General features: G+C 35.5%; 8 protein-coding genes and 1 pseudogene. All 9 read left to right on the top strand.

Going from position 1 to position 13,526, the window contains the following annotated elements; translation table 11 throughout:
* The first annotated feature begins 31 nt into the window (after positions 1 to 31).
* The 9 genes and pseudogenes from JMV76_RS07580 (at position 32) to JMV76_RS07540 (ending at position 13,501) form a co-directional block, all read left to right on the top strand.
* Complete coding sequence (locus JMV76_RS07580) at positions 32 to 1,495, top strand: Hsp70 family protein (RefSeq protein WP_201502211.1); 1,464 nt, start codon at positions 32 to 34, stop codon at positions 1,493 to 1,495.
* 29 nt (positions 1,496 to 1,524) lie between these two features.
* Positions 1,525 to 2,385: a hypothetical protein gene (locus JMV76_RS07575; protein WP_201502210.1), complete on the top strand. Its 861-nt coding sequence runs from the start codon at positions 1,525 to 1,527 to the stop codon at positions 2,383 to 2,385.
* Positions 2,375 to 2,959, top strand: coding sequence for a 4Fe-4S single cluster domain-containing protein (locus JMV76_RS07570; protein ID WP_201502209.1), 585 nt, complete (start codon positions 2,375 to 2,377; stop codon positions 2,957 to 2,959). The genes JMV76_RS07575 and JMV76_RS07570 overlap by 11 nt, the downstream gene beginning before the upstream one ends.
* 1 nt (position 2,960) lies before the next feature.
* A complete protein-coding gene (locus JMV76_RS07565; RefSeq protein ID WP_201502208.1) occupies positions 2,961 to 4,469 on the top strand; it encodes a hypothetical protein in 1,509 nt (502 codons plus the stop codon).
* A 93-nt stretch (positions 4,470 to 4,562) separates the two neighbouring features.
* Positions 4,563 to 6,008 (top strand): annotated as a pseudogene (locus JMV76_RS15170) (ATP-binding protein); the annotation flags it as partial.
* Entirely contained in the window at positions 6,006 to 8,123 is a 2,118-nt protein-coding gene (locus tag JMV76_RS07555) for an AAA family ATPase (RefSeq protein ID WP_307783650.1), read from the top strand. The pseudogene JMV76_RS15170 and the gene JMV76_RS07555, both read left to right, overlap by 3 nt.
* 350 nt (positions 8,124 to 8,473) lie before the next feature.
* Positions 8,474 to 10,852 (top strand): AAA family ATPase, encoded by a 2,379-nt coding sequence (locus JMV76_RS07550; protein WP_227690205.1) that lies wholly within the window; start codon positions 8,474 to 8,476, stop codon positions 10,850 to 10,852.
* Complete coding sequence (locus tag JMV76_RS07545; protein WP_201502205.1) at positions 10,849 to 12,126, top strand: McrC family protein; 1,278 nt, start codon at positions 10,849 to 10,851, stop codon at positions 12,124 to 12,126. Before JMV76_RS07550 ends, JMV76_RS07545 begins: the two co-directional genes overlap by 4 nt.
* A 313-nt stretch (positions 12,127 to 12,439) precedes the next feature.
* A complete protein-coding gene (locus JMV76_RS07540; RefSeq protein ID WP_201502204.1) occupies positions 12,440 to 13,501 on the top strand; it encodes an HNH endonuclease in 1,062 nt (353 codons plus the stop codon).
* Positions 13,502 to 13,526 lie beyond the last annotated feature (25 nt).

Below are 13,526 nucleotides of genomic sequence, written 5' to 3'. Positions count from 1 at the left end.
TAGACATGTTCTAGATTACTAAGGAATTACAATGAATGTAGGCCTAGACTTTGGTACTACTAATAGTCTGATTAGTTATTGGGATGACAATAGTAAAAATGTGGTCTTGTTCCAGTATAAAGATGCGGTAAGCACGCCTACGGTTGTCGCTTACGAGCCAAGTAATAATGAGTTTATAGGCATAGGCAGAGATGCGATTTCTTCTTGGGTTAATGATTACAATGTCAATCTAATCCGTTTTTTCAAAAACAATTTAAACAAAAATGATAGTAACAAATCAATTGAATATACAGCTGATTTTATTCGTGATTTATTGAGAGACTCTTCCGATAGCTTTGAAAAAAATGTAGGTGAAATTAATAATTTAGTTGTCTCTGTTCCTGAGCAATGGCAAAAACAGGCTAACAATAATGGTGCTAATAATCTATTAGCAGCGATTAACCAGATAGGTCTACCCATTAAACAACTTGTTAGTGAGCCTTTATCAGCTTTAGCTTATTTTATTTGGAAAAATAGAGAAATTGTTCGTGAAGAAAAGAAAATTTTGGTCTGTGATATGGGTGGAGGTACTTGTGATGTAGCCTATTGCACAGTTAAAGATACCCTAATTAAAGTCTTATCATTTGATGGTAGTGAAGATAAAGCAGGCGTTTATGATCTTGAGCAAATCTTAACTAACATATATAAAAGGCAAGGAAAAGAGGCGCTACTTGCTAGTGATGATTTTCGAAAAGGTGTTTGGGAGCTTGACGATGCCATCCAAAAAGATAACGTATGTAAAAAGATTGAAGAGAATTACCCTGATTATTTAGAAAACCCAGATGTCAATGATTTAGCATTATTCAAGTTCCAAAATGAAAATGTCTTTTCATCAGATGTGTACGGTGCTTTTCCATCTATAGAAATTGAGATTACGAAGTTATTAGATAAAATAAGATCCAACTATGGTGAGGATTTGAATTTTGACCATTTACTTTTTATTGGTGGTTTCAGTCACTACTTTTTAGTTAGAAATAGCATTCTTAGTTATTTTAATATGAAAGAGGATGACCCGAAAATTAATATTATTTCAAAAGTTGATACCCGAAGGGCAGTATCTTACGGAGCGGCTTTGATAGCAGCAGATCAGCTGAGTATAAAAGAATATTATGATCATACGATCGTATTTCAGCTCATTAATACACGTACCAAAGAAATAATAGAAAAAAATATGATTAAGGCTAATGATATTATTGTGCCTAATCAAGTTACTTGGAATGACGAGGTGAAGTGTTTTGTCTCTAATAGAAGCACTACACTTAAAGGCTATATCTTATTAAACGGAAGACATAAGAAAAAATTTGAAAAAAGGTTTGATGTGGTTCCTGAGCTGGCAGAAGGTTATTGCAATATTGGTGTTAAGTTAAACAGAGCTAATGTAGCTTGCTTAGTATTGAAAAATTCAGAGGACAGTAGCAAGACGATGGAAGTTAGCTTAGGCGACTTACTAGCCTAAACTATCGTTCCATAACTTAGGAGTATCTTATGCCAAATGATCTTAGTGTCCTTGTTAACAAGGTTATCGAAAAGTTTGATAGTGAAGTAGATAGTATAAAAGTCCTAGCAGATACCTCAGCTGAGGATGATGTAACGAAAATAAGCACTCTAATTGGTAGGCTGATTGCTGAAAACCAAAAACTGGTAACATGGCAACAGAGCTTCATAAATGAATTACAGAATAATAGCCATATTAAACAGTATCTTTCTCCAGGGATAGGAAGGCAACTCCTGAAACAACAGAAATCGGCTACCAGTAATAAGTCTGATCTAGAAAATGAAAATGACCTAATAAATATTAGAAAACAGGAAGTAGAAGAATTAGAGCGTAGTATAGCGCTTAAGAAGCAGCAACAGGCACATACAGAAGAATGGAATCAAAAAATTAGAGAATTAAAGTCCGAAATAGAAGAGTATAGGGATATCGAGAAACGATGCGATATGGGAGAGCTAACTCTATTAGAGAATAATTTATTAACACTTAAAACCAGTCTTTCTAGCAAAAAATTAAAACTTAAAGAGACTGAGAACAATATTATAGAGTGTGATGAGCAAATAAGAAACTTGGTAGACTCGATTCATAATAAGAGCCAAGAGTTTAGCGACTTAGATGGTGTAAGACAGCTAGAGAAAGATTTGAATAAAGTTATTTCTGAGTTTGAAAGTGGGTATGATAAGCAGCAAGTTGCTAATGTTGAAGCTTTGCGAGATCGTATTGATTTTACAAAGTCAGTTTCAGGATTGCAATTAACTAAGTACTCTTTAGATAAGCTTGACGATATTACTCATGCGTTAGATAAAATAGACGATGAAATAAGAAAACATATCGTTGCTAAAAATGATGGATGATTTGCTTAATATTGCAAGCTATCAACCACATGTCACAAATCTTGGCCCAGGAAAAAGGTTTGTCATTTGGCTACAAGGTTGTCCTTTCGACTGTAAAAACTGCATGTCTCAAGACTGGATTCCTTTTGAAGCCGCTAATCTCATTAGAGTCGATGATTTAATTAATGCGGTGATTCAAACTAAAGATATAGAAGGTATAACCCTCTCAGGAGGAGAGCCTATGATGCAGGCTGCTATGTTGACACTGTTCTTATCAGCAGTTAAGCGTCATAGGCCCACATTAACTGTGATTTGTTTCACTGGTTTCAAGCTGAAACAGTTAGAGTGGAATGCAGCTAAGCAACTGCTCTCACAGCTTGATGTTTTGATATCGGGTCTATATGTTGATTCATTGAATGACAATAAGGGTTTGAGAGGGTCATCAAATCAAGAAGTTGTTTTTCTAACAGACAAACTCATAGAGCATAAAAAAGCCTTTAACTCAGGGCCGCGGCAGTTAGAAGTGATAGTAGCTAATAGAGATATATTCATTACAGGAATGCCTGCTAAAGGTATTGACTTAAAGGAGATTTAATATGAGTGCTTTACATACGCTACAAGCAACTAATAATCGTTTACAAGCTGACATGAGAAAAATCCAAAGAAAAGTAACAAATGAAGCTGTTCAATTTCGTAGAGAAAAGCATGCGCTTGAAAGCTCGCTGAAAGCACAACAAAGTCATAATGCTAAAATCAATGCTGCAATGAAGCAGCAAAACGTCAAATCGAAGGAAAGTATTAGTCAGCTAAAAACCTCTATTAGAACTACACAAGATAATCTGCAAAAGCAATACCAAAAACAACAAGATGATTTTAATGAAAGGCTAAAAAAACAAAGTGAAAATTTCACTAGAAATTTAGCAATTCAAGAAGAAAGTTTCAAGTTGTCTTTAGATAATCAGAATGATGGTCTAAACCGTTATATGGAGGCTGAAGCTGAGCAGCGCCAAAATATGATATATGAGCTGAGTAATTATACAGATAACCATTTATCACAGATGCGTACAGAATATACTGAAATCGCGCAGCGTCAGCAATTTCAGATTAATGAAGTTAAAAGTGATATTCATAGGATGTTTGAGCAGCAGCATAAGAGCGCAGAGTTAGCTATAGATAGCTTGAAGGATTTGGAAGCATATATCCATAGTTTATTGAGTGACCAAGGTAGGCTAGTTAAGTCAGATTATGAGAGGTTTAAGCCTGGGAGGCTTGGTAATATAACCTCACGTATAGAATCAGCTAGAAGAATGCTAGAATCAAGTAACACTCAGGCAGCAATTGCTAATATAGAAGTAATTCATAATAGTTTAATTGATTTAGAGTTTGATGTGATGCAAGAGAAAAGTAAGTTTGATAATGAGTATGCTTTAACCATACTTGCCTATGAATACTTGATGGAATCAGCGAGACAAAACGAAATCATAGCACTTAAAGGTGATGCAGACTTAAAGCTCGATGAGTGGACCAATGGTAAATACAAAGCGATATTCGATAAAATTAATAATATAAAGTTGAAGGTTGAAGAAGGTTATAGAGAGTTAACTTTTAAAGATTTAGAAAGCCTGCAAAAAGATAAAGATGGACTAAGCGATGAATTGAAAGAAGTGATCAATGAAGGTATTAATAGAGTGCTTTCGTCACAACAAAGAAAGGATATGGCAGTAAGAATAGCACGAGTTTTACAAGCATATCATTTTGAGCCAAAAATTGCAGGGTACGATAAAAAAGATGAAAAAGAGTCTTATATGGTTGGTACTGCTCGCACTGCAGACGATACAAAAGTCACGGTAACTATAATACCTAATGAGACAACATTTGAAAATACCATTGCTATTAACACTGATCAACCTAACTATTTAAGAACTTTAGATGCTGATCATAGGACTAATGCAATTATTAATTCTTTGCAAGAAGCAAATATTGACGTCAGTAATAAGCAAAGTCTTCCTGCGCATGAAGCAGCCATGATGAATTGTTATGACAGTATTGAGGGTAAAGGTATACCCAAAGCCGTCTTGGAGAGAGTCAAGAGTATATCCAGGTAAGTAAAGTTATTAGCATTTGTTCTTATTAGGATAGCTGATAGTAGCTTGCCAAGACTTAGATTATGTTTGTAAAATTCTGGAGTTTTATTATTAATGGATAGACTAGTAGACGGACTACACTTAAAGAATGTTGAACCTTTATTTGTTTTTTATGGTGATACTAATGATCAATTTGTTGATAAGTCTTTAAAGTTTGTCAGTTTTATAGAAGCTCTTCATGCTCATTGTTTTTCAATCGGCTATGAGCGAGTAATATTTTATAATAATATTGATAATATTTATTTTATCGATCAGCAGTCACGTGACTTACTGAATAATCCAAAAGCACACGTATCTATAGTTAATAAAAATAAAGTAGCTACTGAAAAGAAAATATTATTAAAAAACCAAACTTCACAGAATAATAGTTTCGATGATATTTTTGGCACAGGGCCATTGGATGATTTACAGAATGTAGACTTGTTTTCAGTTGAAGAGAACCAGCCTGAGATACCAGCTAATGATAGGTTGTTTCGAGGTGGAGAGGAAGTCTCTGGTAAGTATCATTATAATACTATCGATGACGCAGAAGCAGTTCGAATAATGGATACAGCTATTCAGGATCAAAATATAAGGACAGTTTTGGTAATTGATAATTTTGATAGATATACTGCTCAAACTGCTCAATTGAATAATTTCTTTAAACAATGGTCTGAAATTGATCAGTCTAAAAATATTAATAAATGCCTAGTGATTATCCCTGAATCAAGACTAGAAGACTTAGGACGTAATACTCACTATACGGATTACCCAATAATTCAGAGCTTACTAACAAAAGGTAATTGTCTTAAGCAGATTAATAAACCTAAAGACGACGAGTTAAAAAGGTTAATACAGTACTATCATTTAAGACGTAATAAAGATATTGATTGGCGCGATCTAAAGTCATTATTAATGGTAATGAGGTCACAGCAGTTAAGAGTTCGAGATTGGATTAGCTGCTTTGAAGATGATGATCTCTTAGATATTAGCTTTTCTTCAATACAGAGGCTTGCAGGTAAGAAAAATAGTTTGAACCCTAAAGCGTTTAATGTAAACAGCAAAACTCCTCAAGAAGAGTTGAGTAGCCTAATTGGTATGCAGGAATTAAAAGATACTATTGATAAAATAGTTGCTGACAATAATAACCCCTCTCCAGTAAATAAAACACGACGCCATATCGTATTTAGAGGTAATCCTGGCACAGGAAAGACTATAAGCGCGAGAATTATTGCTAGGATTTTGCAGCAAGAAGGCGTTTTAAGCTCTGGTCATCTAATAGAGACGGATGGCTCAGGTCTTATTGCTCAATATGTAGGTCATACTCGGGCAAAAGTTAATGAGCTTTGTGATAATGCGTTGTGAGGAGTTCTATTTATTGATGAGGCATACTCTATTGCTAAGGGAGCTGAATCTGGTGGCAGTAGTTTCTCTCAAGAAGCTGTTGATACGTTGCTTAAGCGCATGGAAGACGATAGAGATGATTTAATAGTTATTTTGGCAGGGTATTCAGATGATATGGATAACTTGTTAAAGATGAACGAGGGCTTTAGTAGCCGTATTGGCTACACTGTTGATTTTAAAGACTATACACCAGAACAGTTATTTGAAATTGCCAACAAGTTCTCCATTAAGCCGTCAGCTTTGGATTTCAGCGAAGAACTTATAGTAGGTCTAAGAAATGTTTTTAAATATTTATATGACAGTCGTGAGAAAGGGTTTAGTAATGCAAGAATGGTTGAAAATATAATTCAAGATACTATCTCTAACCATAATACATATTGCCAAAAAAATAATATTTTAGTTAAAGATATAGCTAATACTTCCGTTCAAAGCTCTTGTTTACCTGAAAAGTATGTCGACTTTGCTAATCCTGAGTATTCAGAAAACCTACTTAAGCAGTCAATGCAAAACCTTAATCAAATGATTGGATTGCAGTCTGTAAAGCATAGCGTTAATAGTATGGTGAAGTCTGTTCAGGTTAATCGTATCCGCGCTGATATGAATAATAATGAGCATTTATATGCCGGGCATTTCTTGTTTAAAGGAAATCCCGGTACAGGTAAAACGACGGTTGCTAGAGAGTTTGGTCTTATATTAAAAGCTTTAGGGATGTTGAAAAAAGGTCATGTAGTCGAAATACAGGGAGAGGACTTAGTTGGTAGCTATGTTGGTCAGACTAGTGACCATGCTGAAGCAGTTATAAAGTCTGCTCTAGATGGAGTTCTGTTTATCGATGAGGCCTATGGGTTAGCTGGAAATCCAAATGACAATTCAGATTTTTTTGCATCTGCTCAAAATAAATTGCTAAAGCTTATGGAAGACTATAACCATAGACTAGTAGTCATAGCGGCTGGCTACCCTAAAGATTTAGATAGGTTTATTGATAGTAACGCTGGTTTTAAGAGGCGTTTTAGTAATGAAATTATTTTTGAAGATTATAATGCTGATGAACTTTTACAAATAATCCAATCTAAGGCAGAGAAGTTAGAATTTACTATAAACGAAGATGCTCTACCAGAAATTTCGGGTTACCTTGAGTACATTAAGCGACAAAGTAAAGATAGCCAATTTGGTAATGCCGGAGAGGCTCTAAAAGTCTGGAATACGTTACGAAGCTTTTTAGATGACCGTATATATGAAACACAAGAAGAGTTATCTAAAGAAATTGTAATGACAATCACTACATTGGAAACGGCAAAGCTACCTATGCCTGACTTATATAGACAAATAAATAATCCAAACCATCTCGAGAATGCTTTAGAAGTTTCAATGAGAAATATTAATGAAATGATAGGTTTATATGAGGTTAAGAGATATATAAACGGTCTTGTAGATAGTTTAAATTTAGAAAAAGTCAGAGGAAGTAAAGGCTTGGCTACTGCAGGTGCGCAAAATATTGGACATTTCTTATTTGCTGGAAGTCCTGGTACTGGAAAAACAGTTGTTGCTAGAGAATTTTCTAAGATTTTGTATGCTTTAGGGCTAACTAAAAAAAACAACCATGTTATAGAAATACAAGGTGAAGATTTAGTTGCAGGGTTTATAGGACAAACTTCTAGTCATGCTCAAGAGTTAATAGAGTCAGCATTTGGAGGAGTTCTATTTATCGACGAAGCTTATGGTTTGGTTGGTAATAATAATCAAGGTGGTGACTTTTTTAAAACGGCCCAAAATAAGCTTTTGAAATATATGGAGGACCACAGCGATAAATTAGTTGTCATAGCAGCAGGTTATGAGGAGCAGCTTGAAGAGCTGTTAACTACTAATCCTGGGTTCCCAAGTAGATTTACTAACCATGTAACCTTTAATGATTATAGCGTTGAAGAGCTCTTGCAGATACTTCACTTATATGGAGAAAAAGAAGGCTATATTATTGAATCTGATGCGTCAGGTTTATTAAAAGATTATATCCAGAACCTAAAAATGAGTATACCTCAAGGTCAGTTTGGCAATGCAAGGGTAGTTAGGAATATATGGAATAGCTTGAAGATGATTCTAAACAGACGATTATCAAAATTAGATTTAGAAAGTATAACTGATGAAAAAATGATGACAATAATATCGCAGGATGTTAATGAGCTTGTAAGGCAGTCATCCGGTAACCCTCCCAAACCTAAGACACCTAACAAATAGAGTTAAGCTGCGTGGTTTAGTTTCTGTATTTGTGCAAAGCTGCTATTGATGATTATATCTGGGGCTATTATCAAATAGCGAGACTGTAATATTTTAATGGTTAATTACCACTAGTAGAAAAGAGAAAAGCTACTTTAATCAAAATATTTTAGCAGTTGTCTTAAATTAATTGACACGTGCATGTGTAGATTGGTCAATATATAGATAAATTACTACCTGATTTTATTATCTATGATTATGGAAACTAAACTCAAAATATATAATGACGGTAATACTACGATTGTTAAATCTATTTAAAAGAATTGTAAATAATTTCAACAACTAATCAAATCATTTGAGGGAATGGCAGTATGGATACAATAAAAATAGATAGTGATTTAGTATCGAGGATTATTGAGCTAAGCCAAGATGATGCGATTACAAGTAGACCAAAAGGTGTTGAAGAGCTTTATGAAGAGTTTTTAAGCAAGTTTCCAAAAAAGAAAATAACGGAATTAACTCAGGAGCAATACTGCTTAGGTCATGGATCTATCACAGATAATTATTGTCGATGGATAGAGCGCGGTCTACAGCCTATATTTGGTCGTTATATGCCGGGCACGGCAAAAGGGCATCTACTTTATCTACAAAAAGATGGAACACTATATAAACATCAAAGCTTGAGCGACCTAAGTGACGATGATGCATTGAGTTATGTTCTTAATATACATCAAGTGATAATCGATGCTGACGTGAACACTGATATCACTTGGATTGATGAAGATAATGAGGTATATGATCGCGCAGGTGTGGAGCCTAGATGTGTTATGGGAGCGGGACGTCGTGCTCGCTTAGTATCTATATACAATCCAAACATTATCCTACCTATTTCCTCTACTGTTCATATCAAACATTTTCTGAAAGCGTTCGGTCTCCCAGAATCGGAAATACCTCCTTATAAGAATGTGATCCAACGCTTATTAATGCTCACTGATATATATCAATCTATCAAAAAACACCATGATTTAGAGATAACCCCGCATCAGTTTATGTCAGTTCTGTATAGTGATAAGTTGGGCATTAAACCAAAGAAAGTGACAATTGAGGCTAGTTCCAACGATGAATTAAATGAGAGGTTAATCACAAATGTTTCTAATTATAGTTCTCTTAATCAGATTCTATATGGACCACCAGGTACAGGTAAAACCTACTCAACCACATGGCGAGCTGTCAGCTTAGCAGATCCCGAATGGTATTTTGAGCTGGAAGAACAAGATTTAGATCCTGATGATCAGAGGAATGTTATTAAAGAAAGGTACGATGAGCTCGTATCAGAACAGCGTATAGCTTTTACTACCTTTCATCAAAGCTTTGCTTACGAGGACTTCGTTGAGGGAATTAGAGCAAAAACCGATGATGACACAAAGCAAATTTCCTACGATATAGAAGACGGGATATTCAAACAGATTGCAGACCGTGCGGCCAACATAGTTACTAGAAATAAAATAGAAGGATTAGCAGAAAAACCAAAATTTTGGAAGATATCATTAGGTGATTCAGATCAGAAAGAGCTACGTAAGTATTGCTTTGATAATAATGAGGCTCGTATAGGTTGGGGATATACGGGTAACTTAAAGGCTAATTTATCAGAGCGTAGTCAACAGGAAAGAGAATATTTAAATGGTATGGGTAGTAATGATAGGTCTTCTATTAAAGATTTTTCCGAAGACATTAATATTGGAGATGTGTTACTTTGCCTTAAGGATCAAAAAACTGTACGAGCTGTTGGTATTGTCACGTCAGACTATATATTTGATACAAGCTTCAAGGGGCTCGCAGAGTTTCACCATACTCGTAAGGTAAACTGGATTCTGCGAGATATTAATTTTGATATATATACCTTAAATAACAATACAAACTTAACTCAGAAAACTTGTTATAAAATTAATAGATTTACGTGGGATGATTTAGCTAAAAGTTTGGAGCATCAAGATTACTCGCTAGATAGCCAGTCTATAAGTAACTTGCCAAAAGCTTCAAACAATCACGTACTAATTATCGATGAGATCAACCGCGGAAATATATCTCGTATTTTCGGTGAGCTTATTACATTACTTGAGCCTGATAAGCGTAAAGGTGGTACAGATGCGCGCGAAGTTATACTGCCTTATTCAAAATTACCGTTCTCAGTCCCCTCAAATCTTTACGTGCTAGGCACTATGAATACCGCTGATAAATCTCTTGCACAGCTAGATTTAGCATTACGCCGACGATTTGATTTTATTGAGCTATTACCTAAGCCTGAACTTTTAGATGGCATAACAGTTCATGGCATTGCTGTATCTGAAATATTAACAGTAATGAATCAGCGTATTGAAGTGCTATTAGATCGCGAACACACTATAGGTCACTCGTATTTTTGGTCTTTGAAAGACTTGGATTCAGATGCCGAAAAAGAAATTGAACTAGGTAATATTTTTAAGAGACGGATTATCCCTTTACTGCAAGAATATTTCTTCTCGGACTGGGAGCGTATTGGTTGGGTGCTGAATGATCCTAGTAAGCATACATCAGAGCAGTTTGTTCAAACTGGGAAGATAACTCCGACCATTAGCGAGTTATTCCATAGTAGTATTAAAGGTCTAAACGATCGTCGTTACATTATCAATGAGACTGCTTTTAACAACCCTGAATCCTATAGGAAAATTCTAAATCAGACTCAGCCTGAATCTTTGGATGGCGAAGGATGATTCAAGTCAGAGAATATGCTCAGCTGACTACAGATAAGACAGCATGTCCTAGTTTAGATTTAGCTATTATCAAGCAAGAAACATTTGATTGGCTAGTAGAGTTAAGTGAAAAAGAGAGCTATGGACGTTTTATTACTTATAAGCGTCCACAATACTTGCAGCTAGATTCTTATGTAGGTTATTTAGAAAGTTCTTGTGGCGAAGGTGTTGAGATACTGCCAAAGACAGGGTTAGGTTTACAGGAGCCAGACAAGAGCAGAGCTGTCTTATGCAAAATGCTAAGCTCTGTATTAAATTTATCTCATAAAGAAGCTCAATCTGCCAGTCTTAATCGAATGGACCTACCTATTCATGAGTGGATATACTCCCAGTTTTTATATCTGTTAAAGGAGTTGGTAGCGTCTGGGCTCAGATTTGACTATCAAAGAATCGAAGAAGAAAGTAGATTTATTCGTGGCCAGCTTGATATTACAGTTCAACAAAGGCAAACGGTTGGTCGAGCTCATCTTTTTCATATTCGTCATGATGTCTATCATCCAAATCGACTTGAGAATCAATTAATTAAAACGGCATTGGATTACGTACAGCAGCACTGTAGAAGTTCTGAGAACTGGCGACTGGCTAATGAGCTCTCACACATCTTAGAGCCTATAACGAGTCTTAGAGAGCCTTTAAAATCAATGCCTAAATGGTCAGACATCAAAATATTGCAATCCTACCGAGCGATAAAGCCATGGTGCCAACTAATACTTGAAAAGCTTAATCCAAACTTTCAAAAGGGAGAGCACCGGGGTATTGCATTGTTATTCCCAATGGAAATTTTGTTCGAGAAGTATGTAGCAAGCTGCCTACGACGAGATATCAAAGCTCCCTGGCAACTAACAACACAAGCTTCTAGTAAGTACATGGTGAATGACCGAGAAGGTTTAAAACCGCGCTTTCGATTGAAGCCTGATCTATTAATCAGTAAAGAAAGAAAAAATTACCATGTACTTGATACCAAATGGAAGTTAATAAGCTTCAGTGACAGTGATAACAACTCTAATATCAGTCAGTCGGATATTTATCAATTATTTGCTTATGGTCATAAGTATTTGGATGGTTGTGGAGACATGATGCTTATTTATCCTAAACATCATCAGTTCGAAACACCTTTGGAGTGTTTTTATTTAGCAGAAGAATTGATATTGTGGGCCATACCATTTTGTATTGAAACTGAGAAAATGGTTATCGGTGAATGGGTAGAAGGGTTTCCATCTTTAACTCAAGTTTGAAATTGTAGTTCATACAGATTTCATTAATAAATCTGCTTAGGTCGTTCTTAGCATCTTTTCTCACTTTGCTAAAAGAATGGTAAATGATGACTGACTTCGAACCACCGACATTCTGCGTGTAGACCAGACACTATAACAACTGCGATAATTAAATATTACTATAAATACTATTGTATATAGGAAGAATAATCTAGGATAGACAGCCCCAAAACTCTTGCTTGATAAGGTTCTATCAATTTGATATAGAAATTTTGACAGTGCAAGTACTAATTATTATTAGAATAAGCTACTGTGCTTTTAGAGGATTGTTATAGTGCCCACTGCAGAATTTCAGCTCAACTTCTTAAGACGTATTCAGTGGCTGCTGGAGTCTGGCTCTTATACCTCGACCTATAAATTTGCCTTATTAATGGCAATGGTTAACCTAACTATAGAGTCTGGGGTTAGTGACGACAGAGAGTGCAGTATTTCTTATCATCAGTTTGCAGAGCAATTTATACAGCTTTACTGGACACAAGCATTACCATACTCAGATCAAAGTAGTGATTCTGTACTCAGACAAAGCAGTACAAAAGGTCAGGCTAGTGTCATTAATGGCATTCTAAGCTTGCAGAATAATACTAAGACCACCAGTCTAACCATAGCCCGTATACAAAATACTGGACTCTGGCAATCAACTATCAAAGATATTGCCTCAACTATCAAAAAATATCCTGCAAAATATCTGCAAAGTGCAGAAGATAAAGTTAGCCGTGAGTTCTTATATATTTATGACGCCAAAGAAAAAATAATAACTTTAAAGCCTGGCATTGCATACTGCTTTACACGTTTTAGTAAGATAGTTAACAAGCTCTGCCAACAATATTGGACAGAGTTCGTGCGTAAGAACCGTCACAATCAACCTTACTTTAGCGATGATGTTGACCTGCAAAAATTTCTATTTCATCAATCAAGACAAAACTTAAAAGTCTTGGAGTCTATATTAATTGATACTCAACAAGGGCAGTGCTTCTATTGTCATAAAAATTTAAAAAACAATATTGAAGTCGATCATTTCATTCCCTGGTCGAAATACCCCATTGATACCACTCATAACTTTGTACTCACTGATCATAGCTGCAACAACAGTAAACGTGATTATCTTGCTGAAGAGCTATTTTATGAGAAGTGGTTAGAACGCAATCAACGACACGGCCATACGATTGAACAGCAAGCAAAAACCATAGGCTTTATAACCAACCAGCAACGCTCAGAGACGATTAGCCAGTGGGCTTATCAAATAGCGGTAGAACATGATGATTTGGTCTGGTCGCCAAAACAAAGTATAAAATTAAGAACTATTAACCCTGACTTGCTACCTATGCTTAGGTACTAATAAGTAAACCCGTTATTATCTACTG

Origin of the sequence: Psychrobacter cibarius, assembly GCF_904845955.1 — a bacterium.
GTDB classification, from domain to species: Bacteria; Pseudomonadota; Gammaproteobacteria; order Pseudomonadales; family Moraxellaceae; genus Psychrobacter; species Psychrobacter cibarius_B.
This window is presented reverse-complemented; position numbering and strand designations above follow the sequence as displayed.

Excerpts from the sequence above, each read along its gene's own strand:
- JMV76_RS07580 (WP_201502211.1), top strand. The coding sequence starts at position 32 with ATGAATGTAGGCCTAGACTTTGGTACTACTAATAGTCTGATTAGTTAT.
- JMV76_RS07575 (WP_201502210.1), top strand. The coding sequence starts at position 1,525 with ATGCCAAATGATCTTAGTGTCCTTGTTAACAAGGTTATCGAAAAGTTT.
- JMV76_RS07570 (WP_201502209.1), top strand. The coding sequence starts at position 2,375 with ATGATGGATGATTTGCTTAATATTGCAAGCTATCAACCACATGTCACA.
- JMV76_RS07565 (WP_201502208.1), top strand. The coding sequence starts at position 2,961 with ATGAGTGCTTTACATACGCTACAAGCAACTAATAATCGTTTACAAGCT.
- JMV76_RS07555 (WP_307783650.1), top strand. The coding sequence starts at position 6,006 with ATGGATAACTTGTTAAAGATGAACGAGGGCTTTAGTAGCCGTATTGGC.
- JMV76_RS07550 (WP_227690205.1), top strand. The coding sequence starts at position 8,474 with ATGGATACAATAAAAATAGATAGTGATTTAGTATCGAGGATTATTGAG.
- JMV76_RS07545 (WP_201502205.1), top strand. The coding sequence starts at position 10,849 with ATGATTCAAGTCAGAGAATATGCTCAGCTGACTACAGATAAGACAGCA.